This is a genomic window from Rhizobium sp. PP-F2F-G48, assembly GCF_004342335.1.
In the GTDB taxonomy this organism is placed as follows: domain Bacteria; phylum Pseudomonadota; class Alphaproteobacteria; order Rhizobiales; family Rhizobiaceae; genus Ferranicluibacter.
The window spans coordinates 676,211-702,105 of sequence record NZ_SLVH01000003.1 but is presented as its reverse complement, the minus strand read 5'-3'; the positions used below and the strand labels follow the sequence as shown (position 1 = coordinate 702,105).

At 63.3% G+C, this 25,895-nt stretch carries 25 protein-coding genes and 1 pseudogene; 9 read left to right on the top strand and 17 right to left on the bottom strand.

Features of this window, described 5'->3' with window-relative positions:
* The 3 genes from C8J36_RS11310 to oiaX form a co-directional block, all read right to left on the bottom strand.
* The coding region (locus tag C8J36_RS11310; protein ID WP_165915026.1) for an NAD(P)-binding domain-containing protein at positions 1-275 on the bottom strand (275 nt) is incomplete at its 3' end.
* Between the two features lie 51 nt (positions 276-326).
* Positions 327-1,670, bottom strand: coding sequence for a four-carbon acid sugar kinase family protein (locus tag C8J36_RS11305; RefSeq protein ID WP_281029231.1), 1,344 nt, complete (start codon positions 1,668-1,670; stop codon positions 327-329).
* Position 1,671: 1 nt separating this feature from the next.
* The gene (gene oiaX / locus C8J36_RS11300) at positions 1,672-2,925 is read right to left on the bottom strand and encodes a 3-oxo-isoapionate-4-phosphate decarboxylase OiaX (RefSeq protein WP_132534870.1); all 1,254 of its coding nucleotides are present in this window, start codon (positions 2,923-2,925) and stop codon (positions 1,672-1,674) included.
* 233 nt (positions 2,926-3,158) lie between these two features.
* Between oiaX and C8J36_RS11295 the strand changes: the two genes are divergently transcribed.
* Both C8J36_RS11295 and C8J36_RS11290 read left to right on the top strand, forming a co-directional pair.
* Positions 3,159-3,872 (top strand): transcriptional regulator NanR, encoded by a 714-nt coding sequence (locus C8J36_RS11295; protein ID WP_132534868.1) that lies wholly within the window; start codon positions 3,159-3,161, stop codon positions 3,870-3,872.
* 177 nt (positions 3,873-4,049) lie between these two features.
* Entirely contained in the window at positions 4,050-5,270 is a 1,221-nt protein-coding gene (locus tag C8J36_RS11290) for an adenylate/guanylate cyclase domain-containing protein (RefSeq protein WP_132534866.1), read from the top strand.
* 162 nt (positions 5,271-5,432) lie between these two features.
* Here C8J36_RS11290 and C8J36_RS11285 read toward each other — a convergent pair whose 3' ends face one another.
* Positions 5,433-6,692, bottom strand: coding sequence for a capsular polysaccharide biosynthesis protein (locus tag C8J36_RS11285; protein ID WP_132534864.1), 1,260 nt, complete (start codon positions 6,690-6,692; stop codon positions 5,433-5,435).
* 682 nt (positions 6,693-7,374) lie between these two features.
* On the opposite strand from C8J36_RS11285, the gene C8J36_RS11280 reads away from it, so the two are divergent.
* Both C8J36_RS11280 and C8J36_RS11275 read left to right on the top strand, forming a co-directional pair.
* Positions 7,375-8,529 (top strand): polysaccharide biosynthesis/export family protein, encoded by a 1,155-nt coding sequence (locus C8J36_RS11280; RefSeq protein WP_132534862.1) that lies wholly within the window; start codon positions 7,375-7,377, stop codon positions 8,527-8,529.
* 130 nt (positions 8,530-8,659) lie between these two features.
* On the top strand, positions 8,660-9,913 hold the full coding sequence (locus tag C8J36_RS11275; protein ID WP_132534859.1) for an aminopeptidase: 1,254 nt from the start codon (positions 8,660-8,662) through the stop codon (positions 9,911-9,913).
* A gap of 54 nt (positions 9,914-9,967) precedes the next feature.
* Here C8J36_RS11275 and hemW read toward each other — a convergent pair whose 3' ends face one another.
* The 4 genes from hemW to rph form a co-directional block, all read right to left on the bottom strand.
* Entirely contained in the window at positions 9,968-11,143 is a 1,176-nt protein-coding gene (hemW, locus tag C8J36_RS11270) for a radical SAM family heme chaperone HemW (protein WP_132534857.1), read from the bottom strand.
* 5 nt (positions 11,144-11,148) lie between these two features.
* Positions 11,149-11,796, bottom strand: coding sequence for an RdgB/HAM1 family non-canonical purine NTP pyrophosphatase (gene rdgB, locus C8J36_RS11265; protein WP_132534855.1), 648 nt, complete (start codon positions 11,794-11,796; stop codon positions 11,149-11,151).
* Positions 11,797-11,918: 122 nt separating this feature from the next.
* A complete protein-coding gene (locus C8J36_RS11260) occupies positions 11,919-12,344 on the bottom strand; it encodes a VOC family protein (protein ID WP_132534853.1) in 426 nt (141 codons plus the stop codon).
* Positions 12,345-12,358: 14 nt separating this feature from the next.
* Positions 12,359-13,075 carry a ribonuclease PH gene (gene rph / locus C8J36_RS11255; protein WP_062470909.1) on the bottom strand — a complete coding sequence of 239 codons (717 nt, stop codon included), beginning with the start codon at positions 13,073-13,075 and terminating at the stop codon, positions 12,359-12,361.
* A gap of 204 nt (positions 13,076-13,279) precedes the next feature.
* On the opposite strand from rph, the gene hrcA reads away from it, so the two are divergent.
* Both hrcA and grpE read left to right on the top strand, forming a co-directional pair.
* The gene (hrcA, locus tag C8J36_RS11250; protein ID WP_132534981.1) at positions 13,280-14,341 is read left to right on the top strand and encodes a heat-inducible transcriptional repressor HrcA; all 1,062 of its coding nucleotides are present in this window, start codon (positions 13,280-13,282) and stop codon (positions 14,339-14,341) included.
* Positions 14,342-14,455: 114 nt separating this feature from the next.
* The gene (gene grpE, locus C8J36_RS11245) at positions 14,456-15,091 is read left to right on the top strand and encodes a nucleotide exchange factor GrpE (protein ID WP_132534851.1); all 636 of its coding nucleotides are present in this window, start codon (positions 14,456-14,458) and stop codon (positions 15,089-15,091) included.
* A 102-nt stretch (positions 15,092-15,193) separates the two neighbouring features.
* On the opposite strand, the gene C8J36_RS11240 is transcribed toward grpE, so the two are convergent.
* The 8 genes and pseudogenes from C8J36_RS11240 to lptC form a co-directional block, all read right to left on the bottom strand.
* Entirely contained in the window at positions 15,194-16,444 is a 1,251-nt protein-coding gene (locus C8J36_RS11240; protein WP_132534849.1) for a D-arabinono-1,4-lactone oxidase, read from the bottom strand.
* A gap of 11 nt (positions 16,445-16,455) precedes the next feature.
* Complete coding sequence (locus C8J36_RS11235; RefSeq protein ID WP_132534847.1) at positions 16,456-17,235, bottom strand: SDR family oxidoreductase; 780 nt, start codon at positions 17,233-17,235, stop codon at positions 16,456-16,458.
* A gap of 108 nt (positions 17,236-17,343) precedes the next feature.
* The gene (gene ptsN, locus C8J36_RS11230; protein ID WP_062595280.1) at positions 17,344-17,808 is read right to left on the bottom strand and encodes a PTS IIA-like nitrogen regulatory protein PtsN; all 465 of its coding nucleotides are present in this window, start codon (positions 17,806-17,808) and stop codon (positions 17,344-17,346) included.
* Positions 17,809-18,071: 263 nt separating this feature from the next.
* On the bottom strand, positions 18,072-18,644 hold the full coding sequence (raiA, locus tag C8J36_RS11225) for a ribosome-associated translation inhibitor RaiA (protein WP_062595279.1): 573 nt from the start codon (positions 18,642-18,644) through the stop codon (positions 18,072-18,074).
* 242 nt (positions 18,645-18,886) lie between these two features.
* Positions 18,887-20,428 carry an RNA polymerase factor sigma-54 gene (rpoN, locus tag C8J36_RS11220; protein ID WP_132534845.1) on the bottom strand — a complete coding sequence of 514 codons (1,542 nt, stop codon included), beginning with the start codon at positions 20,426-20,428 and terminating at the stop codon, positions 18,887-18,889.
* Between the two features lie 448 nt (positions 20,429-20,876).
* Positions 20,877-21,608, bottom strand: a pseudogene (lptB, locus tag C8J36_RS11215) (LPS export ABC transporter ATP-binding protein); the annotation flags it as partial.
* A 119-nt stretch (positions 21,609-21,727) separates the two neighbouring features.
* Positions 21,728-22,315 (bottom strand): LptA/OstA family protein, encoded by a 588-nt coding sequence (locus tag C8J36_RS11210; RefSeq protein WP_062595275.1) that lies wholly within the window; start codon positions 22,313-22,315, stop codon positions 21,728-21,730.
* Positions 22,316-22,330: 15 nt separating this feature from the next.
* A complete protein-coding gene (gene lptC, locus C8J36_RS11205) occupies positions 22,331-22,999 on the bottom strand; it encodes an LPS export ABC transporter periplasmic protein LptC (protein ID WP_132534843.1) in 669 nt (222 codons plus the stop codon).
* A 299-nt stretch (positions 23,000-23,298) separates the two neighbouring features.
* Between lptC and sppA the strand changes: the two genes are divergently transcribed.
* The 3 genes from sppA to C8J36_RS11190 all read left to right on the top strand — a co-directional run bounded on the left by sppA (position 23,299) and on the right by C8J36_RS11190 (position 25,179).
* Positions 23,299-24,249, top strand: a complete 951-nt coding sequence (sppA, locus tag C8J36_RS11200; RefSeq protein WP_132534841.1) for a signal peptide peptidase SppA — start codon at positions 23,299-23,301, stop codon at positions 24,247-24,249.
* A 118-nt stretch (positions 24,250-24,367) separates the two neighbouring features.
* Positions 24,368-24,682: an integration host factor subunit beta gene (locus C8J36_RS11195; protein ID WP_062472306.1), complete on the top strand. Its 315-nt coding sequence runs from the start codon at positions 24,368-24,370 to the stop codon at positions 24,680-24,682.
* A gap of 101 nt (positions 24,683-24,783) precedes the next feature.
* Complete coding sequence (locus tag C8J36_RS11190) at positions 24,784-25,179, top strand: hypothetical protein (protein WP_062595272.1); 396 nt, start codon at positions 24,784-24,786, stop codon at positions 25,177-25,179.
* Between the two features lie 3 nt (positions 25,180-25,182).
* Here the strand turns inward: C8J36_RS11190 and C8J36_RS11185 are convergent, their stop codons facing one another.
* Complete coding sequence (locus tag C8J36_RS11185; RefSeq protein WP_132534839.1) at positions 25,183-25,638, bottom strand: carbon monoxide dehydrogenase subunit G; 456 nt, start codon at positions 25,636-25,638, stop codon at positions 25,183-25,185.
* Between the last annotated feature and the right edge of the window lie 257 nt (positions 25,639-25,895).

Here is a 25,895-nt window from a genome sequence, read left to right as displayed (position 1 = left end):
TCGAGCACGACGACCATGGTGCCCGGCGCGAGCTTGTCGATGATCCCCGAGGCGACCTTGCCGATGGCCGTGTCGGGCACCGCGAGAACCACGACCTCCGCACCCTCGAGCGCCTCCTCCACGGGAAGGCAGGTGAGCCCGAGATCGGCCTGCAGCCGCGCGCGCCCGGCCTCGCTCACCTCTACGGGGCGGATGTCGAAGCGCGAGCCGATGAGGTTGCGGGCCAGCCGCGTGCCCATTTTACCGCCGGCGCCGAAAAGTGCGATCGATGTCATGTGTGCTGATCCCGTTTTGTCGGAGCATCTAACGACAACTGGTATAATGAGTCAACCAGTTGATGTCGCATGCCCATCACGGATCTGGGCAAAATAGCCGTCGCGTCCGACCTGTCCGCCTTTCAAGGCGATCTGCAAGCCGTTGGTCGGGGCGTGAAGACCATGTGCGGTACAGAGCGGCGATCCCGGTGTCTCCGGCAAAGGCAGCAACGTCGTCAGCGCATCGACCTTGAGCGCTCCGAGCGCATGGCTCGACGTGTCGCCGCCCGCGATCACGGCGCGCCCCAACCCCTGCGTCTCGATCAGCCGCAGCAGAATCCGGCCCAGCATCTGGCCGAGACGATGCCGGCTGCCGGCCACCCTGTCGATCTCGCCGCCCCGATCGGCCTCGGGCCCGAGGGCGGTGTGCAGGATGACGCTGCGGCCGGCAGCAAGGCTTGCCTCGGCAGCCTCCACCGCGCGGCTCATCACATGCTCGCCATTCTCCCCGAGAAGTTCCAGAGGGTCGAGCGGCACGCCGTCGAACCCGTCGGCGCCGGTCGCCTGCCGGATCTGACGTTCCGTGGTCGGCGAGACGCTGCCGGAGACGACCGCGATCCTATCCGCTCGGCCTGGCGAGGGAAACGCCCGCACGCCCTCGACAAGCCCTTCGGCCTGCCAGGCCTGAAGGAGCGCGTATTCGATGCCCGACGAGCCTGCCATGAACCGGGACCCGCGCTGGGCCAGGCGGAGAAGCTGTGCGCCCGCAGCCTTCTGTGTCTCCGGTCCGTCCACGTCCAGCATCAATATGCCCTTGCCGGCCATCGTCGCGACCCGCGCGTCCACACCGACGTCCGTCAGCGCGGTCAGATCGGCCAGGGCGATCGGCAACGCCGTCTGGCGCCCGAGATGCAGCGTCAGATCGGCCTCGTTCATCGGCGTTACCGGATGCCGGCTCATGACCGGATGGCGATCGATGCGGAAGATATCCTTCTGGTAGCCGGCAAATAAATGTCCGAAAGCGGTGTATCGTCTCAGTTGCGGCGCGCCGACGACGAGAGGCGCGATGTTTTGGCGAAACACGTCGAGCCCGATCTCGATCGCCCGGCCGATATTGCCGACCGTCGGAGCGGAATCGAAGGTCGAGCAGACCTTGTAGTGGCAGATGGCTGCTTTCCTGGCTTCCAGCCATTCAAAGACCGGCTTCAGTTCATCGTCCATCCATCCCGGCGTCTCGCTGCGGCTGGTGCCGGCAAGGCCGATGGCGCGGCAATGGGCGAAGCGCTGCAACAGCGCGTCATCGGGTATGCGCAGGAAGAGAACGGTCTCGACGCCTCGGGACGCCAAAGCCTCCATGACATCGGTCGAGCCGGTGAAGTCGTCGCCGTAGTAGCTGAGAAGCAGGGGTGCGACCACGTCAGGCATCCTTTCCGCCAAAAGTCTTCAGGGATGCGGCAAGCTCGGGATGGTCGAGCGCGTAGGTCTCCAGCGGGATATCGGCAACGGCCGCCTCCCAGGCCTGTTGAACGGCATGGACGCCGGCAGCAGGGCCGCCGGGATGGCTGACGATGCCGCCGCCGCAGAGGTAGAGAAGATCGGTCGTGCGTCCGGTGCGCCGGTAGGTCTCGGGCGCCTGCCCGCCCCATTGCCCGGATCCGGCCACGGGAAGCGGGCAATCCGCCGGCGAGAACAGCGGCGTGGATACCGCCTTGAAGGAGTCCACGAAGCTCTCGTCCGGCTCCCAGTACTTGACGCCGATCCCGTTGATCTGGAACTGGTCCACGCCGAGCAGCCGCCAGAACTGCTGCCAGACCTTGAAGTCGAAACCGATGCCGGGATGCCGGGTGAGCACGTCCCAGCCGTTGCGGTGGGCGTGCAGCACGAGGCCGGAGCGCTTGCGCAGGAAAGCCATGCCGCCCATGCCGATCGAGTTGATATTGACGACCGCACAGTTGCCTCCGGCCGCCAGCACCATGTCGTGGTTGCGCATCATCTCGTCCGGGTCGGTGTGCGAAATGCCGAAGGCATACATGACCTTCTTGCCGGTCTTTTGCTCGTGATCGAGGATCAGCGGCATGATGGCGGCGACGCGCTCTTTCAGCGGCGAATAGGCCGGGCTCATCAGCTTCTCGTCGTCCTTGATGAAATCGACGCCCGAACCGATCAACTCCCCCACCAGCTCTGCCGTCTCCATCGGCCGAAGGCCGAGTGCCGGCTTGACGATCGTGCCGATGATCGGGCGGCCCTCGACGCCCGTGAGACGCCGGCTGCCCGGCAAGCCGAACTGGGGGCCCGGATAGGCCGCGCCATACTCCGGCGGCAGCTTGAGATCGACGACGCGGAGCCCCGTCATGCCCTTGATCGAGAAGATGCCGCCAATCGCGATCGTCATCAGCGCCGATAGGTCGGTTCCCACGGCATCGAGAGGAAAGGCAATATCGACGTCGGCCCGATGGATCGTCCCGTGGCCGGCCGGTGCCTCCGGCCAGCTCGGCGTTTTCGCGGGCTCGAGCGGCCGGATTGCGGTGACGCGCGCGGCAACGCGGGCCTTCAGCGCCTCGGTTTCACCCGGAACCGGCACGAATGTCCCGGTCGACTGATCGCTGGCGATCTTCGCAGCCATGGCGTCGACGCTGCCCGTCGTCTCGATGCGGTAGGTCACGGTGATCATCGGCTTGTCTTCCCCGGCTCGATCCACGCTTCGCAGGATCCCTGTTGATGAACTGGTATAATGAGTATAACAATCACGCAAGATATCGGGTCGGAGAAATTGGCGGGGATGACCCCCCGCTCAATTCGGAACGAGCTGCATATCGGGAGAAAGCATCGCGGCGCGCGCGTTCTGCTTTTCCCGGCGTCGTGCGCATGCGAAGATGCAAGGGTTGAACAACCGACCGGGATTTCATGAGCCAGCCGACCGAAACCATCACGCGCCGAAAATTGTCCGACGAGGTTTTCTCCCGCCTGCAGGCGATGATCACCTCGGGCGAACTCAATCCCGGCGACGAAATGCCGTCCGAACGGGAGCTGATGGAGCGGTTCGGTGTCGGTCGACCGGCCATCCGCGAAGCGATGCAGGCTCTGGCCAATATGGGCCTCGTCGTCATCTCCCACGGCGAGCGGGCGCGCGTGCTGGAGCTCACGGCCCGCTCGATCCTGCGACAGGTGGACACGACCGCCCAGATGATGCTGGCGAAATCCTCCGACACGCTGGAGCATCTGAAAAGCGCGCGCATTTTCTTCGAGCGGGGCATGGCGCGGGAGGCCGCAACCCGGGCGACGGACGCCGATATCGTGGATCTCAATCTCATCCTCGACCGCCAGGAAGCGGCACTGGAGGATGCCTCGGCCTTCATCGCTGCCGACATGGAGTTTCACAGCCGCATCGCCCGCATCTCCGGAAATCCGATCTATGTTGCCGTCAGCGAAGCCATGCTGGCCTGGTTGCGGGGCTATCACACGCATATGCTGATCTGGACCGGTAAGGAAACGATCACGCTCGCCGAGCACAGATCCATCATCGGCTGCATCGTCGCCCGCGACGCCGATGCCACGGAGCAGGCCATGCTGCGTCACCTCGAACGCTCCCGCGCGCTCTACGCGTCAAAGGACGCTTAAAGCCTCGGCGCTCCCTCGATGGTCATCGACCTTTCCGAATTCGGGCTGAAAACGATTCCGGTTTGACGGAATATGCAGTAGAACCCGGCGCCCTCGGTTCCTTTTTCGCCGTTCCGTTTCGATCACGAGCGACCGGGAACCGCGGCATCACGACGACGGCTACAGGGAGGGGCGGATATGGACGCAGGCGAAATCGCACGCATCTCCGCATGGTTGACGACACAGGGTCTCAAGGGCTCCGACGAGATGGAGATCATGCGCGGGTTCTGCGAGCATCTCCGCGCCGCCGGGCTGCCGATCGACCGGGGACTGGCGCTCATCGACACGCTTCATCCGGTCTATGAGGGGCGCGCGTTCCAGTGGGACAGTCGCGAGCCCGGCAAGGGCATGTTCGAATACGGCCCGACGAACGAGGGCGTTTCGGAAGAGAACTGGAAGCGGTCGTCCTTCCATCACCTGCGCGAGACCAACGGCCACGAGCTGCGCCGCCGCATCGGCTTCGGCGACCCGACCGATTTCTATGCGCTCGACACGCTGCTGGCGGAAGGTCATCGCGATTATATCGCCATGATCCAGCGCTTCTCGCCGGATAGCCATATCGGCGATATGGATTGCTTCTATTCGCACTGGACGACGGCCGACCAGGACGGCTTCACCGATGAGGGCGTGGAGGCCCTGCGGTCCCTCGTGCCCGTGCTGGCACTGGCCATCAAGGCGGGATCTCTGAACCGCGTCACCCGCACGATCGCGGAGGTCTATCTCGGCGAAGATGCGGCAAGCCACGTGCTGGAGGGGCGCATCACCCGAGGCAAGGCCGAGCGCATCTCGGCCGTGCTCTGGTTTTCCGACCTGCAGAACTATACCCGCATCACCGAGAGCCTCGCTCCGGACGAGATCATCCCGTTCCTCAACGATTACGCCGATGCGGTCATCACCTCCATTCACGAAGCCGGCGGTAACGTGCTGAAGCTGATCGGCGACGGAACGCTCGCGATCTTCAAGGCGGAAGAACGGGAGGATGCCTGCCGCCGGGCGCTCGATGCCGAGCGGCGCCTGCGCGGCAAACTTGCGGATCTCAATGCGCGTCGCACCATGGAGGGGCGCCCGACGACGGAAGTCTATCTCGGGCTGCATATCGGGGATGTGTTCTACGGCAATATCGGCAGTGCCGACCGCCTTGATTTCACGGTCATCGGTCCCGCCGTCAACGAGGTCAGCCGAATTGCGTCGCTCTGCCGCTTCGTCGATCGGACGGTCGTCATGTCCTCGCCCTTCGTCGCTGGCGCCCCGCCGCCGGGCGACAGGGAGGTCGTCTCGATCGGCCGCTACGCGCTGCGTGGCGTCAAGCTGGCGCAGGAGCTCTTCACGCTCATGCCGATGCCGCAGGCGCAGGAATAGCAGAGGACGGCAAGCGAGCGTCGGGACATCAGGCGGGAGAGGCCAAAGCGCCCAAAGCGCCCAAGGCGTCTCGCGATCTTTCAGATCTGCGCGTGGCGCTTTCGGTCCGTGTTGACGCCTGTCGTTATCGCGCAACCGCTGCACACGTGTGCGCGACCGGCTTCAGGCGGCCTCTCGATCCGGACTGTCATCGAAAGGGTAGAGCAGCCGTCCGATGATGCGAAAGGCGCGCTCCGGTCGCTCGCGGAAGAAGTCGATCGGGTAGTGCCGATAGTAGTCCACGTCCTCGGACGTTGCGACGCGCCTGACGGCCGCGGCGACGATCGGCGTGAGGGCGTGGCGCCAACCCATCGCTCCGTAAGGGCCTGACAATGGCCATGCCGGCGGCTTCCGACGGGCGAAGGCCGGCGCGACTGGGCGACGGAGATCCCGGATGACGGCCTCCAATGTCGTGGTCGCTCCCGTATCCGGCTCGAAATAGCGTGGGTATAGAAGAAATGCCGCAGCAAATACCTGCTCGACCGTCAGTTGGCGTGTCCGGCGCCCTACGCTTTGCCGATCGTCCGTCAGGCCCCATCCCGCATAGAAGGGCACGCCCAGGACGCTGACGGGTAACCGCCGCATGACCGCCTCGAATCCGGCAAGGGAGGTGATGGCATAGACATGGTCGATCGTCTCGAAAGCGCGCGACATCGGGATGCGCTCCGTCAGCACCGTACAGATCCGCGCGAGTTCGGACAGGTTGGCGGACGAACGGCGCACGCCGCTGAGGACATCGGGGTGCGGCTTGTAGATGACCTCCGCATCGGGATTCTCGGCCACCGCCCGCCGGACCATCTCCTCGTTGGTCACGGGACTGGGGCAGCCGTAGCGGATCGACGCATCGCCATCCACCTGGCCGAGTGCGAGCACCCGGCGCCTGCCCTTGGCGCCATAGGGCAATGCGGCCTGATCGACGGGCGCGTTGTATTTGCTGATCCCCTGTAAGAGCAGCGCCTCCATTCCCCGACGCGCCCGTTCCATCAAAGCAGGGTCGGCGTCGAAGTCATAATGCTGCAGAATGTCTTCGAGGTCGGAAGGCGTCCGGCTGTCGAAATAGGCGGTCCGGCTGTCCACGATCAGGGACAGGGGTGGGGTGCGACCGGCATGCGGAACGGCCGAGCGAATGAAGCCATCCTCGACGATATGGATCGGGATCGCATGCCGATGCGCAAATGCCGAAACCGTCTCCGGCAGGTTCAGGCTCCAGACGAAGATCTCGGGCGCTGCCGCAAGATCGATCCGATCGAGCCAATCCCGACGCAGCCGCGTTTCGCTGAGAAAGAAAGGGACGAAGACGAACGTTCTCTCCGGAAAATAGCGGCGCAGCACATCACGCTTCCAGGCGTGCATATGAAATGCGTAGGTCAATGTGGACGTCATGTCGGGTCGATCAGCGGCTCGTTGGTCATGCGGTCGTTTCATTCCGGACGCGGATGCGTCTCCCTCCCGGCGGTCGTTGAAAAGACCCTATCGGAACGCGCGATCCCGGGAAACAGCAGAATGGCCTTGCAAAGGCGGGAGCGTGACGTGTTCGAATTTGGGACGTTCCGCCGCGCTATCCCTCCATCTTCACGGTTTGGTCATAGCTGAAACTTACAACGGAACGTGCGTCTGGCTGCCGAGCGGCCTCGACCAGGCTGCAAACCTGCCGTCCGGCGGTCGATAGACGGTCGATGATGGCAGGCTCGACGTCGCCAGGGCGCCGATGGTAAGCCCATGCTGGCCATCGTCAGCCACGGCCGGAACCAAGGAGCAAAGCCGGTTTCATCGGCTTTCTCGATCGAAACGGGAAGGAACCGAACGCTGTCGAAGATGCGCCATCCAAGGCGTGCACGCTTGGCAAGGCCTTGAAATCAAAGGATTCCGCGCCGATCCGTCCGGAGGACGATCCGGCTGCGTCCGACCTCAGGCACTGTGCTCTTTTTGCAGTGGCCTGTTTGTTTTTCCTTGGTACGGCCTTGAAGTCATTGTTTACGAGTTGGTGTTGAGATAACCAAAACAACACCGCTATTTCGGGGGAGTGGATCAACTTCTCGTGAAGGATCCGCGCTTGAGGGTGCCCATGCCGTTCTTGACCAAGTTTACCAGTGTGTCGCTGGCTGTTATTTGTCTGACCACGACGTCCTGCACGGTCATGCCGAGTTCCGGACCAAGCTCCGCCGAGATTCTCGAAGAAGCCAAGGAAAGCTATTCTCCCTACACGGTGATCCCCGTCACCCCCGGCATCATCTCGCTTCTTTCCAGCGGCATGGAAACGCAGCTTGCCGCCAAGCTCGGCAATGCGCGCAAGCGCAGCTCGTCCATCATCGGTGTCGGCGACACGGTCGTCGTGTCCATCTGGGAAGCGTCGCCCGACGGCCTTTTCTCAGGCGGCTCCGTCAAGGGTGGAACGGAGATACCGGAACAGCCGGTCTCGGAATCCGGAACGATCTCCGTGCCTTACGCCGGCACTGTGCAGGCTGCCAATCGCACGCCGCAGCAGGTCAAGGCCGCGATCGAGAATGCGCTGGCACGTATCGCCATCCAGCCGCAGGTTCTGGTCAGCGTCGTCAAGAATGTATCCAACACCGTCACGGTCACGGGTGAAGTGGCCAGCAGCGGCCGCATCGCCCTGTCTCCGCGCGGCGAAAAGCTGCTCGACGTCATCGCCATGGCCGGCGGCCCCCGCATCGAGTCCCACCAGCTCTCCGTCCAGATCACGCGCGGTCAGCGCACGGAAACCATTCCGATGGAACGGCTGATCTCGGATCCGTCGGAAAACATCTATGTGCAGTCGGACGACGTGATCGCGCTTATCCGCCAGCCGCGGAGCTTCACCGTGTTCGGAGCGGCGACGAGCAATGCGTCCATCCAGTTCGACGAGTCGCAGCTGTTCCTCAACCAAGCACTGGCAAAGGTCGGCGGTCTGAACGACGATCGCGCCAATGCACGCGGCGTCTTCATCTATCGCACGGAACCGACGGCGCTCGTCCAGCGCCTGGTGCCGGGCAGGGTCGCATCGGCCGGTCCGACGACCAACGTCATCTACCAGATCGACCTGAAGGACCCGAACGGCTTCTTCCTGCTGAAAAGCTTCAGCCTGCAGAACCGCGACCTGATCTTCATCGCCAATTCGTCGCTGGCAGAGGTGCGCAAGTTCGCAACGCTGGTAAGCTCGACAACGGCGCCGGTCGCACAGGCGGCGACCGTCGGACGAGCGGTCAACACCTTCCGGTAAAAGACGGACGTTGCCTCATCGCGTCGTGGACGTCGGCTCGCGGAGGGCCGGCGCTCTGTCGTTTTCCCTTCAAATAGCCCGCATCCTATCCTAACGTCGAACCTCGTTTCCCTGGAGAAAGATGTTCGACATGCCAGTAGCTACACCCCACACGCCGCCGATCGATGCCCGCAAACTTGAGAAGCTGGCCGAAGTGGCGGTCAGGATCGGTCTTGGGCTCGAACGGGGACAGGATCTGGTGATCACATCGCCGATCGCGGCGTTGCCCTTGGTGCGGCTCATCACCAAGCATGCCTATCTCGCCGGTGCCGGTCTGGTGACGACGTTCTATTCCGACGAGGAAAGCACGCTGGCGCGTTACGAGCACGCGCCGGACGAGAGCTTCGATCGGGCCAGCAACTGGCTCTATGAGGGCATGGCGAAGGCCTATGCGGGCAATGCGGCGCGTCTTGCGATCTCCGGCGACAATCCCATGCTGCTCGCATCCCAGGATCCGGCCAAGGTCGCGCGGGCGAACAAGGCCATGTCGATGGCCTATAAGCCGGCGCTGGAGAAGATTTCGAACTTCGATATCAACTGGAACATCGTCTCCTATCCCAATCCGTCCTGGGCCCGACAGATGTTTCCGGGAGACGCGGAAGACGTGGCCGTGGAGAAGCTGGCCAACGCGATCTTCGCGGCGTCCCGCGTCGATGTCGAGGATCCGGTTGCGGCCTGGAAGGAGCACAATGCCAACCTGCGCAAGCGGTCGACCTGGCTGAACGGCGAGCGCTTCTCGGCGCTCCATTTCACAGGTCCGGGAACCGATCTGACCGTGGGTCTTGCCGATGGCCACGAATGGCACGGCGGCGCCTCGACGGCGAAGAACGGGATCACCTGCAATCCGAACATCCCGACGGAAGAAGTCTTCACCACGCCGCATGCGCTGCGCGTGGAAGGCCATGTTTCCAGCACGAAGCCGCTGTCGCATCAGGGAACACTGATCGATGACATTCAGGTTCGTTTCGAAGGCGGGCGGATCGTCGAGGCCAAGGCGTCGAAGGGTGAAGCTGTGTTGAACAAGGTCCTGGATACGGACGAAGGCGCTCGGCGCCTGGGGGAGGTGGCCCTCGTTCCGCACTCCTCGCCGATCTCGGCCAGCGGCGTCCTGTTCTACAACACGCTGTTCGACGAGAATGCGTCGTGCCACATCGCGCTCGGCCAGTGCTATTCGAAGTGCTTCCTCGATGGCGCGTCGCTCAGTCAGGAACAGATCGCCGCGCAGGGCGGCAACGCCAGCCTCATCCACATCGACTGGATGATCGGGTCCGACAAGGTCGATATTGACGGCCTTCGCGAGGATGGGACGAGCGTGCCCGTCATGCGCGGCGGCGAATGGGCCTGATCTTCCCGTGACCGGCCTGAAGGCCGGTCACCCCACATCCAGAAACCCTGGTGTTCAGCAGGCGAGATCCGCGACGACGGCATCGAGGATCAGCATGCCGGAGGGGGTGCAGCGCAGACGGGAATTGCCGATCCGCTCGATAAAGCCGTGCTCGATCAGGAAGCGTTCCTTTTCCGGATCGGGCGCGCGGCCGGACAGGGCCTCCCAGCGCACGAGGTCGATGCCCTCCTTCAGACGCAGCCCCATCAGCAGCAGCTCGTCGGACTGTTCGTCGTAGCCGAGCACCTCCTGGTCGATCATCCCGTGGCCATTGGCCTCGACGAGGTCGAGCCAGGTCTCGGGCTTGCGCTCGGTCGCCGTCGCCAGCTTTTCGCGGCCGATCGTCAGGCGTCCATGGGCGCCGGGGCCGATACCGGCATAGTCGCCATAGCGCCAGTAGGTCAGGTTGTGGCGGCTTTCGGCTCCCGGGGCCGCATGGTTGGACACTTCATAGGCCGGCATGCCGATCGAGGCCGTGATGTCCTGCGTCGCCTCGTAGAGAAGCGCCGACTGGTCGCCATCGGGAACGATCAGCTTGCCCGCCTTGTGCAGGCCGAAGAAGGGTGTGCCTTCCTCGATGGTCAACTGATAGAGCGACAGGTGGTCGACGGCGTAGGATACGGCCTGCTTAAGCTCCGCTTCCCAGTTCTCGACGGTCTGGTTCGGCCGTGCATAGATCAGGTCGAACGACATGCGCGGAAAGATGTCGCGCGCAAGCCCGATCGCCTTCAGCGCGTCCTCCACATTGTGAAGGCGTCCGAGGAATTTCAGGTCACGGTCGTTCAGCGCCTGCACGCCGAGGGACACGCGATTGACGCCGGCCGAGCGATAGCCACGGAAGCGCGTTGCTTCCACGCTCGACGGGTTGGCCTCCAGCGTAATCTCGATGCCGTCCGGAACATGCCAGAAGCGCGAAATGCCGTTCATGATGGCATCCACCGTCGCCGGATCCATCAGCGAAGGCGTGCCGCCGCCAAGAAAGATGCTGGTCACGGTGCGCGGGCCCGACAGGCGGCGCGCTTCCTCCATCTCCTTCAGGAAGGCCGCGACATAGCGGGCCTGATCGACGCCCTGGTGGCGGACATGGCTGTTGAAGTCGCAATAGGGGCACTTGGCCGCGCAGAACGGCCAATGCACGTAGACGCCGAAGCCGGGATCGGTCTTGTCGCCGATGAAGGAGAAGTCAGCCATATCCGTCAGGCGCCGAGGCAGGTCTCAGCGAACACCTTGAAGGCGCGGGCGCGATGGGAAAGAGCATGGGCGTCGCCGGGCTTCCAGCCGTGCTTTTCGTCCGCGCTCATTTCGCCGAAGGTGCGCTCATGGCCCTCCGGCTGAAAGACCGGATCGTAGCCGAAGCCCTGGCTGCCGCGCGGCGGCCAGACGACGGTGCCTTCCACTTCGCCGCGAAACAGCTTCACATGCCCGTCCGGCCAGGCCAGGCAGAGCACGGAGATGAAGCGCGCGGAGCGTGCCGCTGAAGTCGTTGCGCCGGCCTCCTGCAGGGCCGTCTCCACCTTGTGCATGGCCATGGCGAAGTCGCGCGTCCCGTCGGCCGTTTCCGCCCAGTTCGCGGTGTAGACGCCGGGATCGCCGTTCAGCGCATCCACCACCAGTCCGGAATCGTCGGACAGCGCCGGCAGGCCGGAGGCGCGCGCAGAGGCCAATGCCTTGATGGTCGCATTTTCCTCGAAGGTCGTGCCCGTTTCGTCCGGCTCGATGAAATTGAGGTCGGCCGCGGATTTGGCGGAAAAGCCGAGCGGGCTGATCAGATCGCGAATTTCACGGATCTTGCCGGCATTGTGGCTGGCGACGATGAGGGTCTTGTCGTCAAGCGTGCGTGTCATGATGGGTCTCGAAAGGTAAACCGGAGGGCGTTGAGACGCCGCGGAGACGTGGGTCGGTAAAACCGGTCATCCGATCGCGCAAACGCAATCGGATGACCCGGCAGGGTGTCGAGGCGAACGGTTCAATCGATGGGCCAGAGTCCCGGTTCGGCGCATTCCAGGCTGTTGCCGGCCGGATCGCGAAAATAGAAGGATCGCGAGCCGTTCGGCCAGGTGATCTCACTTTCGATCATCACGCCGGCCGCCGCGAGCCTGTCTCGCAGGAGAGCGAGATTGTCGGCCGACACGCGAAAGCAGGCATGGCCCGGGCCCGTCGTCCCGTGGGTCGGAACCGGCAATGCCGCGTCGGCGGCAGGCTTCAGGGTCTCTGTCGGGTTGAAGATCAGCAGCACGCCCTGTCCGCATCGAAAGAAGAGATGGCGGTCATCGAGCCGGGCAATGCGCTCCAGTCCGAGCACGTCGCCGTAGAAGCGATCGGCCGCGTCCAGATCCGACGCGTAGAGCGCCGTTTCCAGAATGCCTTCGAGTGTCGCCGTCGCCCTGACCATCTCCGTCTCCCGCTTTAGGCGATGATCTGCTTCTGCAGGGTCACGAGCTCCGAGATGCCGTTCTTGGCAAGGCCCATGAGGCTTGCGAATTCGGCTTCGGAGAAGGGCTTGCCTTCGGCCGTGCCCTGGATCTCGACGATGCCGCCGGAGCCGGTCATGACGAAATTGGCATCCGTCTCGGCCGCGCTGTCCTCGAGGTAGTCCAGATCGATCACGGCCTGATCGGCAAAGATGCCGCACGAAATCGCGGCCACATGGTCTTTCAGCACGCGCTCGACTTTCGTCATGTTGCGCGCTTCCATCCACTTCAGGCAGTCGTGCAGCGCGATCCAGGCGCCGGTGATCGACGCCGTGCGGGTGCCGCCATCGGCCTGGATCACATCGCAATCAAGCGAGATCTGGCGTTCGCCGAGCGCCTGCAGATCGACGACCGAGCGCAGCGAACGGCCGATGAGGCGCTGGATTTCCTGCGTGCGGCCGCTCTGTTTGCCGGTCGCAGCCTCGCGCTTCATGCGGTCGCCGGTCGCCCGCGGCAGCATGCCGTATTCCGCCGTCACCCAGCCCTTGCCGCTGTTGCGCAGCCATGGCGGGGTCTTTTCTTCAAGGCTCGCCGTGCACAGCACATGCGTATCGCCGAACTTGACCAGGCAGGAGCCTTCGGCATGCTTGGACACGTTGCGCTCGAAGGTGACCTTGCGCATCTGATCTGTTTTTCTGCCGGACGGCCGCATCTTGGACTCCTTGGTCTGAAACTTGCGTGCCTTCTAGCCTATGTTGCCGCGCAAAGGAAAGCCGAGGAGCGAAATAGGCCCGTCAATGACGCGTCGCAGGCCCGGTACGTCAATTTTCCCTTTGTCGATCGCCCGGCCTCTCACTATATTTCGAGCATGGCACAGAACGAACGATCTGCTGACAAGGCGGCGCTGACATCGGCAATGCGCGACAGGCTCTCGGCCCTCGACGAGCGCTCCGGCGAGGTGTTTCGCCGCATCGTCGAAAGCTATCTCGACAGCGGCGAGCCGCTTGGGTCCCGCAGTCTGTCGCGGCTCCTGCCGATGTCGCTGTCGCCGGCTTCGGTCCGCAATGTCATGAGCGATCTGGAAGATCTCGGCCTCATCTATTCTCCCCATGTCAGCGCCGGCCGCCTGCCGACGCAGATCGGGCTGCGGTTTTTCGTGGATGCCTTCATGCAGGTCGGCAATCTCTCGGCCGAAGACCGGGCCTCCATCGACAGGCAGGTCCGGCGGGGCGATCGCGACCGGCCGGTCGAGCAATTGTTCAACGAGGCAAGCCAGGTCCTCTCCGGCATGTCGCGGGGCGCCGGCCTGGTCATCACGGCGAAGAACGATCCGGTCCTCAAGCATGTCGAATTCATGCGCCTCGCCCCCACCAAGGCTTTGGCGGTGCTGGTCGGCGAGCACGATCAGGTTGAGAACCGCATCATCGAGCTTCCGGCAGGCGTCACGAGTTCGCAGTTGACCGAGGCGGCGAATTTTCTGAACGCGCATCTGGCGGGCCAGACGCTCGCGGAGGTTCGCGGACAGCTGCAGAAGGTCAAGGAAACCGTGCGCACGGAACTTGACGTTCTCTCCCAGGATCTGGTCGAGCGTGGCATTGCCAGCTGGTCCGGCGGCGATGCCGAAGACAAGAACCCGACCCAGCTGATCGTTCGCGGGCGCGCCAATCTTCTCGAAGGTCTGGCCGGCGCCGAGGACATCGACCGGCTTCGCATGCTGTTCGATGATCTGGAGAAGAAGGACAGCATGATCGAACTGCTGAGCCTGGCGGAAACCGGGCCGGGCGTACGGATTTTCATCGGCTCGGAGAACAAGCTGTTCTCGCTGTCCGGCTCGTCCCTCATCGTTGCGCCCTACAGGGATGGAGACGACCGGATCATCGGCGCGGTCGGCGTCATCGGCCCGACGCGGCTGAACTACGCGCGGATCGTGCCGATGGTGGATTATACGGCCCAGCTCATGTCGCGCCTTTCACGTTAGCCAGAACAGATGATGCCCGGCAGCGGGCCGTCGGGCGCGACAACCCTTGATTTTTGGCGCCCGAACCTCGATATCGGCATCAAATCCCGAAACGATCCTGAATGCGGAGACGTCATGACCGACGAAACGACCAAACACGGTGCCGAAGCCAGTAAGCCGGCGGAAGAAATCGTCACGCCGGCCGAGGCAGATGTGCAAGACATGTTTGAGGACGCCGACGAGGCGACGCAGGCCGAATCCGTCGAACTGGAGGCCGCCCGCGCCGAGGCGGCCGACTTCCGGGATCGCTACCTTCGTCTGGCCGCCGACATGGACAATCTGCGCCGCCGCACGGAGCGCGAGGTCAAGGACGCCAAGTCCTATTCCGTCGCAGGCTTTGCACGCGACATGCTCGCCGTATCCGACAATCTTCGCCGCGCGCTCGATGCCATTCCCGCCGACGTGCGGGCCGGGGCCGATGCGGGCCTCAGCACGCTGATCGAAGGCGTCGAGTTGACCGAACGCTCCATGCTCTCGGCGCTGGAGCGGCATGGCGTCCGCAAGCTCGAGCCGGAAGGGCAGAAGTTCGACCCGAACTTCCACCAGGCCATGTTCGAAGTTCCCAATCCCGACGTGCCGCACAACACGGTCGTCCAGGTCGTCCAGGCCGGCTTCACGATCGGCGAACGCGTGCTGCGCCCCGCCATGGTCGGCGTTGCCAAGGGCGGGCCGAAGACGGCGGCGGTCGAAGGCGAAGCCTCGGCCAGCTAAAGGCTTCGATGAAGAACCGAGGGCCGGGAAGAGGGAACTCTCTTCCCGGCCCTTTTTTTGAGACAACGCGCTCCGCGTGACGCAGGTCCTCTTTCGAGCGGACTACCCGAAGAGTTGCCGCAGATGGTCGTTGAGAAAGGACCCGCCGGGATCGAGCTTCTCCCGCAGGGCGCGGAAGTCCCCGGCGCGGGGGTAAAGGGCCGTCACGTCGTCGCCGGTCAGGAAATGCAGCTTTCCCCAATGCGGCCGCGAGCCGAACGCCCGCAGGATCGCGTCGACATCCGATAGATAGGACCAGTAGTCGGTTCCCGGCTGCCCGGACACCGAGAGGGTGATCGAATCCTGCTCGAAGAATGGGCTGATCCAGCCGGGATCGCCGGCCGTGAACCGGTATTCGATCGGGTAGATGCAGGTCGGATGCTTGGTGAGCATGAGCTCGCGCACCGCCCGGCAAGCCTCCTTGCCGTATCGCACGGGGACCGCATATTCCAGCTCGTGGAAATTCGGCACATATTCGATCGGGTAGATCTCCGAGGAATAGGCGATCTTTTCGAATCCCGCTTCCATCGGGTCTGCGTCCGTGATGTCGATGATCTTCATCTCGCACACATCGGAAAGGCTCGTGCTCGTGGAGACCGAGGCGGTGTCCGGCAGGCAGTAGCAGTGCCGGCTTTCCGGAACCGGGCACCAGAAGAACCCGAAGTGACGATGCCTGGCCGCAAGTTCGTCGTGTTGCTCCATGCATTCGTCAAAGCTGCAGCGCCAGAGCGTCTCGTGCAGGCGGTAGCTGTCCATCGCCTGCAGGGTGATCTCCGAGATCACGCCCAGCATGCCGATCGAAACCCGTGCGGCGTTCAGGAGGTCCGGATTGCTTTCATCCGCGATCAGGATGCTCCCGTCCGGCTGGACGATCCGCATTCCGACGATTTGCGACGCCATGTTGCCGAGCGTCGCGCCCGTGCCATGCGTCCCCGTGGTCAAGGCGCCGGCCAGCGCCTGACTGTCGATATCGCCCTGGTTGATCAGCGAGAGGCCGTTTTCCTTCAGCACCTTGCCGAGCGCATTGATGGTCGTTCCCGCCGCGACGGAGACGCGCTTGCGCTCGCGGTCGATGCCCGTCACGCCCTGCATGCCCGACAGCGTCAGGTGCAGGCCACTGGTGAGGGCCACAGGCGTGAAGGAATGCCCGGAGCCGGCGCAGCGAACCGCCATGCCTTCGGCGGTTGCCGCATGCACCATCTCTGCCAGCTCCGCCTCGCTGCCGGGCGCACCCCGGGCCCGCACGATGCAGGCCTGGTTTCCCACCCAGTTGCGCCAGAGGCCGCCGGCCTGTCGCGAAGTCCTGCTGTCCATGACGGTTCCTTTCACACGGCCGTAAAGCCATTATCCACAAACAGATGGGTGCCGTTGATGAAGCTCGCCTCGTCGCTGGCCAGAAACAGGGCCGCGCGCGCCACTTCGATCGGTTCGCAGAGACGCCCCTGCTGCGCGGCGATGGCCGCGTCCGAGACGTCGATGCCGTACTTGGCCAGGCCCACCAGTTCGCGCTTGCCATGGTCGGTCGCGATGAAACCCGGGCAGACGGCGTTGGAGCGGATGTTACGATCGCGGAATTCCACCGCTATGGCGCGGGCGAACATGTGGCAGGCGCCTTTCGTCGTGTCGTAAAGCACCTCCATCGGCGTCGCGGCGACGGCCGAAATCGAGGAGGTCGAGACGATGCTGCCGCCGCCCGCCGCGATCATGCCCGGCAGAACCGCCTTGGTCATCAGGAACATGGAGCGGACGTTGACGGCCATCAGCCGGTCCCATTCGTCCTCATCCGTTTCGAGAAACGGCCCGACGGCGAGAATGCCGGCATGATTGAACAGAACGGTGATGGGCCCGAACGCCGATTGCAAGGTTTCGACGGCAGCGGTCACCTCGGCCGAGACGGACACGTCCGCAGGCGCGAACACTGCTTCGCCGCCGGCGGCGCGAATGCCGGCGGCAACCTCTTCGCCCCGGCTCGACGGCAGATCGACGATGCCGACCTTCGCGCCTTCCTGGGCGAAGAGTTCCGACGCGGCAAGGCCGCAGCCGCCGGCACCGCCGCTGATCAGGGCGATCTTGCCCGCCAATCGTCCCGAACCTGTTCCTGCCATGCCGTCTCATCTCCCGTTTGCTGAGCGGGAGTATTCACCGGGCGCCGGGTTCTGTCGATATCAACTTGGGAGGCAGGCGGAAAAGATCCGGTCGAACGGCGTGGCGCGTCAAGCCGCGTTGGAGGTCTGGTCGTCGCTGAGAAAGGTATAGATCGCCGAGGCCGACTCGGTGCCGCGCAGGCGGGCGACCATGTCGGGATCGCGCAGCACGCGGGCGATGCGGGAGAGGGCCTTGAGGTGGTCGGCACCGGCCCCTTCCGGCGCGAGCAACAGGAACACGAGATCGACGGGTTGGTCGTCGAGCGCCTCGAAATCCACGGGCGTTTCCAGCCGCGCGAAAATGCCGACGATGGCGGTCACGCCGGGCAGCTTGCCGTGCGGGATGGCGATGCCGTTGCCGACGCCCGTCGAGCCCAGGCGCTCCCGCTGCAGGATGACGTCGAAGATCTCACGCTCGGGCAGGCCGGTCAGCTTGGAAGCCTTGATGGCCAGTTCCTGAAGCAATTGCTTCTTGGACTGCACCCGAAGGGTCGGAAAGATCGCATCTTGCTGCAGCAGACCTGCCAAAGCCATTTTTTTGTACCTTGTTGACAGGGCCGCGTCGGACGGCACGACGTGCCGGCTCTGCGGCCTATTTCCCTCGATGCTCGCCAGGCTTCATCCCCGCGCCCGACGACCACCGTCTATCAACGAGGCGGCCGCTTGTCGCGCGCCGCCTCGCTTCTCTTGATCAGACACTGCGGAACGAAGGGTTCCGTCAGGTCCGTGTCTGTCTCATACGCCGGCCCGGACCGCCTCGTCGTGACGATCCGAACATGGCGCTCCGTCCATCTTCGTCAGTTCTTCATGCTGGCCGTGTCGATCCAGCCGATATTTCCGTCCGTCCGGCGATAGACGATGTTCAGTTCCTCGTTGCCGGGGTTGCGGAACATCAGCACCGGATTGTCCGTCATATCGAGGGCCATGACGGCATTCGCCACCGACATGGTCCGGATCTGCTTGGAGCTTTCCGCAACGATCGTCGGTGCGTAATCCTCCGGCAGTTCGTCCTCTTCATCCGGCACGGAGTCCATGACCGTGTAGGCGACTTCCAGGCCTGCATGCCCGCTGCCGTTATGGTGGTCCTTCAGCCTGCGCTTGTAACGCCGAATGCGCTTTGCGATCCGTTCCGATGCCGCGTCGAATGCGGCTTGCGGCTCTGTGGCCTCGCCGTTCGCATGCAACGTGGCGCCCGTGTCCAGATGGATCATGCAGTCCGCGCTGAAACGCGGTCCCGACTTCACCACCGTGACCTGGCTCGAATACCCTCCGTCAAAATACTTGGTGACCGCCTGAGCGATCTGGTCCTCGATACGAAGACGAAAGCTCTCGCCGATTTCCATATGTTTACCGGATACACGCACACTCATGGAGTTTCCTCTCTTTCATGATTTGCGCACCCAGTTTATTCCAAGCGCCTTCCACCTCCAAGCCTTTCACGCAGCCGTTTTCACTTTGCGCGTGATCGACGATGTCCGGGAGAGGGGGAAAAGAAGCCTATCAATCATGACTGTCGGCGCGCCCTATAAGCTTGCCGCTAAAAAATGTCAATGAATGCTGAACAGCCTGCGCGTGTTTCCGTGCTGCACTGCACGCGGTTCCCGTCCGGCCTCTAGGCGGAAACCTTTGCCATGGCGCGCTTTTCGCGCCGCCGCTGCACTGAGGAAGGGATATTCATCGCTTCACGATATTTTGCGACCGTCCGGCGCGCGAGCTCGACGCCGCCCGTCTTCAGGATCTCCACGATGTCGTCGTCCGACAGCACGGCCTCCGGGCTTTCCAGCACGATCATGTTGCGGATGCGGTGGCGAACCGACTCTGCCGAATGGCCGTCGCCGCCCTCCGCCGAGCCGATCGACACGGTGAAAAAATACTTCAGCTCGAACAGGCCGCGCGGCGTCATCATATATTTGTTCGAGGTGACGCGGCTGACCGTCGACTCATGCATCTTGATCGCATCGGCGATGGTCTTGAGATTGAGCGGACGCAGGTGATCGACGCCGTTGACGAGGAAGGCATCCTGCTGGCGAACGATCTCGGTCGCCACCTTCATGATGGTCTTGGCGCGCTGGTCGAGGCTTCGCGTCAGCCAGTTGGCCGTCTGCAGGCACTCCGACAGGAAGGCATGGTCGCCGCTGTTCTTGGGCGCATGCCGCGCCACCGTCGTGTAGTAGACCTGGTTGACGAGCACGCGCGGCAGCGTTTCCGGGTTCAGCTCCACCGCCCAGGTGCCGTCGGGCGCGGCGCGAACGACGATATCCGGCACGATCGCCTCGCAGGGCGTCATCTCGAAGCTCGTGCCGGGTTTCGGATCGAGCTTGCGGATCTCGCCGAGCATATCGATCAGGTCCTCCTCATCGACGCCGCAGAGCTTCTTCAATGTCGCGAAATCCCGTCGCGCCAGCAGTTCGAGATTGCCGATCAGGGCCGACATGGCCGGGTCCAGCCGGTTCTTCTGGCGCAGCTGGATCGCCAGACATTCGCTGAGGCTGCGGGCGAAGACACCGGGCGGATCGAAGCGCTGCAGCGTGCCGAGCACGGCTTCGACGTCGGGCGCCGTGCAGCCGAGCCGCTCGGCGATCTCGGCCGTGTCCGCATGCAGATAGCCTGCATCGTCGAGCTGGTCGATCAATGTCTGGGCGATCATCCGGTCGCGGGCGCCGTGGATGCTGAGGAACAGCTGCTCGTTCAGCACGTCGCGCAAGGTCAGCCGGTTGGCGACGAAGTCCTCGAGGTCGTAGCCGTCGCTCGTCTCCCCGTCGCCCCCGCCGGACATGGATTTCCACTGGCTGAGCAGTTCCGGCGCATCGGCCCTTTGCGGTGCCGTGTCATCCGGGAAGACGTTTTCGAAATTGGCGTCGAGCGTCTCGCTCATGCGCAGCGCGTCGTCGCGCGTCGTGCCGTCATAGACATCGGTCAGTCCGGAAAAATCTTCCGAGTCGCGATGGTCCGGCGACGTGTCGTCGCGGGCGCTGTCGCTCGGCTGTTCGGCTTCGGACACGAATTCGAGAAGCGGGTTCTTCTCGACCTCCTGCTCGATGAACTGGGTCAGTTCGAAATGCGTCATCTGCAGCAGCTGGATCGACTGCATCAGCTGCGGCGTCATGGCCAGGCTTTGGGACTGGCGCAGATACAGGCTGGCCGAAAGTGCCATGAACGCAAAACTCCCCTACGTCAGACATCGCGCGGACCGGAAGCGGCACGGCGACCTCTGCATCAGCTTAAAGCATGGAGCAAAGTCGAGATCGTGAAGATGACGCGCAACGCTCCGGATGTCCGGCACGATCTTCGCCTCGACGCGAAATCTCGCCTGACTTCGTCAACTGGCCCGAAAATTGCTTATTACGGAGGTTTGGTCAAGCGGCTGTAATAAAATTGATAAGATTGCCGCATACGAAGCTTGGGTGCCGTCGCCAGCGGCAGGGACGTGCTTTGTCCGTCTCCCCGCGACGACCGGGGCGTACCGGTATGCGGATGTCGCACGGGGTGCGCCGGCAACGTCAGGATCGAGCGTCGCGCAATCCAAAGGATGCGTCAAGGGCGATGCGGCGGACGATCCTGTGCCATATGACCAGGACCGTCGTCTCGCCGCTCTCTGGGGTCTACAGGCTGAAATTGTCGCCGAGATAGAGGCGGCGTACGTCCGGATTGTTGACGATATCGTTGGCGCGTCCATGCGTCAGCACCTCGCCGGCATGGATGATATAGGCGCGGTCGATCAGGCCCAGCGTCTCGCGAACGTTGTGGTCGGTGATCAGCACCCCGATGCCGCGGGAGGTGAGATGGCGCACGAGCGCCTGGATATCGGCGACCGAAATGGGATCGACGCCCGCAAAGGGCTCGTCGAGCAGCATGAAGGTCGGGTCCGTCGCCAGCGCGCGCGCAATTTCCAGCCGCCGCCGCTCGCCGCCCGAGAGCGAAATCGCCGCCGCCTTGCGCAGATGCGCGATGTTGAACTCGTCGAGCAGCGCATTCAGCTTGGCATCCTGTGCCGCGCGCTTCGGTTGATGCAGCTCCAGCACGGCGCGAATGTTGTCTTCGACCGAAAGTCCGCGGAAGATCGAGGCTTCCTGTGGAAGGTAGCCGACGCCGAGCCGCGCCCGTCGATACATCGGCATGGATGTGACGTCGTTGCCGTTGATCTCGATCGTGCCCTCATCGACGGGAACGAGGCCGGTGATCATGTAGAAGCACGTGGTCTTTCCGGCCCCGTTCGGGCCGAGCAGTCCCACCGCTTCGCCGCGGCGCACCACGAGCGACACACCACCCACCACCTTGCGGTCGCGATAGCTCTTGGTCAGGCCCCGGGCGATCAGGGTGCCGTCGTACCGGGCCTTGTCCTCGGGCGTTCTGTCGTCGAATACGGCGGTGCCGAGGTCCTTGGCAAAGGACGGAACGGCGGGCTCGGCGCCGCGCTTGCGCTTGAAAGGAATGTTCACGGTCTGGGGCTGCGTCAGTTGGTCTTCTGGGATTTCGGATCGAGCTGGATCTGGACGCGGCCGCCGCAGGAATCCAGCTGTGCCTCTCCGGTTTCCATATGCACGTTGAGCTGGCACCCGCTGAAGACGTTCTTGCCTTCCGACAGCACCACCTGCTTGCCCTTGAGCACCAGTGTCTGCGCCGCCATGTTGAACTGGCCGCTGTCGGCCGTCGCCTGCTGCGTTCCCGACTGCAGGAAGACCTTGTTGTCGACCTCGATCCGGTCGATCTCGGCATTGCCGCCCGAAATCGAGCCGCCGCCGGACTTGTAGTAGACGACCATGTTGCCGGCCTGCAGCGTGGTTGCGCCCTGAACCACCTTCACATTGCCGGTGAAGATCGCCTTGCTTTCGGGATCCTTGATCTCCAGCTTGTCGCTCTCGATCTGGATCGGCTGATCGTTGGAGAGCTTCATGCCGCTCATCCGGCTCTTCTGCTGGGCCATGGCCGGCATGAAGGTCAGGCAGAGGCAGGCGAGCGAAGAGGCGAGGAGACCGGCGAGCGGAAGGCTGCGGCGGGGAAGGGAGGCATGGCGGAGAGGGGAGGCAGGGAGGGTCGACATGGGCTGCACCGGGTCCTAATTTGCGTTCTTGCGTATGGTGCTCGGCTCGACGACGACCTTCACCATGCCTTCAAAGGAGATTACCCGCCCTTTATCCGTCATTCTCATCTCTTGCGCAACAATCGACCCACCGGACATCCGAATGGCGATGGGCTTCTGGCTCCGCATCTCGCCGGCATTGATATCCAGATAGGCGGCCTGGAAATAGGCGATGACCCCATTGTTCATGGAGATCGTAAAGGGCGCGTTCATGTCGAGGGTATTGCCGCCACGATCATAGAGCCCGCTCGTCGCATCCACGGTGGCGATCGTCTTGTCGTTAACCGGCATTTCCGCATGGATCTTCTCCAGCGTGATCAGGTCGGGATTGGCGATATCCTGCAGGGCCCGCTCGGCCTTCATCGAATAGCTGATGTCCTGCTTGTTGCGCCCGGATATCGCAGGGTTCTGCATGACGATCTTGCCGTTCTCGATCGTCGCGTTCTCGATGTGCAGTTCCTCCGGCAGCATGGTGCGGATGATGGAAACGGCAGCGAAGATGATGGCGATGATGACGGCGACGATCGGCAGGACGATCTTCAGCCGCTTCACGCGACGCGAGTGTCTGGCCGCCCGTTCATAGGCGTCGTTGACCGTCGGCCCCGTATGCGGCAGGGCGCCGGGAAAATGCACATCGTTCGCCATGAGCGGTTCCGTAAGTCCAGGGGTCAGACGACGTCGGGGTCCAGACGTCGTCGGCCGATGGTGTCAAGATGCGTGAATATGGAGATTTTTATGTCGCCATACAATGGATACGTGGAATTCTTTGTCGATCGGGTCTGCAAGCGTTAGCGTGGCGTGTCGGAAACAGCACGCGCGCCCGTCCGTGGCGACGGATTTTTTCCCATACGCCGATACCGGTTCGCTTGAATATGCAGTAGGAGTCGTCGTCGGAAAATCCGGTGCCGGCTTTTGCTGCTGCGCGCTGAACAGGGAAATATGGAATGGATCCTCTCGCATTCGTCGATCGGCGACAGCTGCGTCGCAAGCTGGGCTTCTGGCGCCTCGTGGCCATCGGGCTCATCGTGCTCGTCGGCATCGGCGTCTATGTCGGCATCGCCCAGTCGCGCTCGGGCGTGCTCGGCGCAAGTCAGGTTGCACGCATCACCGTGTCCGGCGTTATTCTGGATGATCGCGAGCTGCTCGAACGTCTCGACCGCATCGCCAAGGCCGACCAGGTCAAGGGCCTGATCGTCAGCATCAATTCACCCGGCGGCTCCACCTATGGCGGCGAGACGCTCTATGACGCCATCCGCAAGGTGGCGGAAAAGAAGCCTGTCGTGTCCGACGTCCGGACCCTGGCGGCGTCCGCGGGATACATGGTTGCGATTGCGGGCGACCGGATCGTTGCCGGCGATACGTCCATCACCGGTTCCATCGGCGTCCTGTTCCAGTATCCGCAGGTGAAGACGCTGCTCGACAAGCTCGGCGTCTCGCTCGAGGAGATCAAGTCCGCGCCGCTGAAGGCCGAGCCATCGCCGTTTCATCCGCCGAGCGATGCGGCAAAGGCCGTGATCCAGTCGATGATCGACGACAGCTACGCCTGGTTCGTGGATCTCGTCGCGGAACGTCGCAAGATTTCGCGTGAGGAAGCCCTGCGCCTCGGCGACGGCCGTATCTTCACCGGACGCCAGGCGGTCGATCTGAAACTGATCGACGAGCTCGGCGGCGAGCGGGAGATCCGCGACTATCTCAAGAGCCGCAACGTGGCCGACACCCTGCCGATCGTCGATTGGGAAAAGCCGGAGACGGGACTGCCGTTCGGGCTGGGTTCGCTGGCCGCGATCTTTGCCAAATCGTTGGGATTTGACGGTTTTCCGTTTTCGGGAAATCTGGCGCAGGACAAGTTGTTTCTTGACGGTCTCGTTTCCGTTTGGCAGGTTGGCCGCGATTGAGAGACGCCGAGCGCGGGGCAACCCGCGCTAGAGCGTGTCCGGTCCGCGAAAGGATCTCGATCGTTAGCCCGCGGATGACGGGCGTCTCGCGAAGAACGTCGTCAAGAGGGGGCAGAGGGTGATCAAGTCGGAACTGGTGCAGATTGTGGCGGCTCGAAACCCGCACCTCTATCACCGCGATGTCGAGAACATCGTCAACGCCGTTCTCGATGAGATTACGGATGCGCTGGCGGGGGGCAATCGCGTCGAGCTGCGCGGCTTCGGCGCCTTCTCCGTCAAGAACCGACCCTCCCGCTCGGGCCGCAACCCGCGCACGGGCGACAGCGTCTTCGTCGAGGAAAAATGGGTGCCGTTCTTCAAGACCGGCAAGGAGCTGCGCGAACGGCTGAACCCCGGTTCCGACGCGGATGTCGATGAGGAAGACGAAGACTGATTTCGCGATCGCTGTATCAGCACATGATCGCATGATCTTGACCCGGCGCGTTTGACGCCCATCTTGTCGTCAGGCCCTGATAGACGCGGAGACCGGCTCGCATGCTGCGCAAAATTCTGAACATCGTCGTTCTCGTTCCGCTCGGGATCGTGCTTATCGTGCTCTGTGTCGCAAACCGGCAGCAGGTCACGCTCGGCTTCAATCCGTTCGATCCGTCCGACACGGTTCTGGCGATCTCGGGGCCGTTCTTCGTCTTCCTGTTTCTCGCCGTCATTCTCGGTCTCGTGATCGGTGCCTGCGCCGTCTGGTTCAGCCAGGGCAAGTATCGCAAGCGCTCGCGCGTCGAGGCGAAGGAAGCGCTGAAATGGCACACGGAGGCCGAAAAGCGTCGCCAGCAGCAGGAAGCGATCGTTTCGGCGCAGGCCGCAAACGCGCCGATCGATCGCCCGGCATTTCAAGGCTCCAGCCCGACGATGATCGCAGCCCAGCAGAAGTAGGGCTTAGGCCTTTGCAGCCTTCGCATTGGCGGCGGACGTAAAGTCCGAAAAGAAGCGGCTCGCGATCCGGTTTGCGCCGGATTGCACGAGCTTCGATCCGAGCGCTGCGATCTTGCCCGAGACGTCGGCAACAATGGCGTAATGCAGGATCGTCTCCTCGCCATCCTCGACCAGCCGCACATCCGCCCCACCCTTCGCATATCCGGCAAGGCCGCCCTTGCCTTCACCGGAGATCGTATAGCTCTCGGGCGGGTTCATGTTCGTGAGCGTGATGACACCCGAAAACGCCATGGACAGGAAACCGAACTTGACCGTGACGACGGCATCCAATGTTGTGGGAGAGGTCCATTCGAGCAGCGTGCAGCCGGGAATACAGCCCTTCAGCACCTCGGGATCGTTGAGGGCGGCCCAGACGGCATCGCGCGGGGCGGAGATCCGCTCTTCACCAGTCATGTCCATGGATAGTCTCCTCGATCTCATGCCAAGCGGCAGCCATCCTGAAAAATACGTCCGCCCGGCCGCGCCTTGCACCGAAATCTACGGGCGGAAACCGCTTTGCCAAGAGCAGTTGCGATGCTATTTGCACGCCACACGCTGAAGAAACGGGAAATGACGCCCCTTGAAGGACAAGCAGAGACGATCGCCCGGTAAGGCGCCTCCGAAATCCGGTCCGTTCCGCAAAGGTCCGCCGATCGCCGGCCCGGCGCGCTCGGACG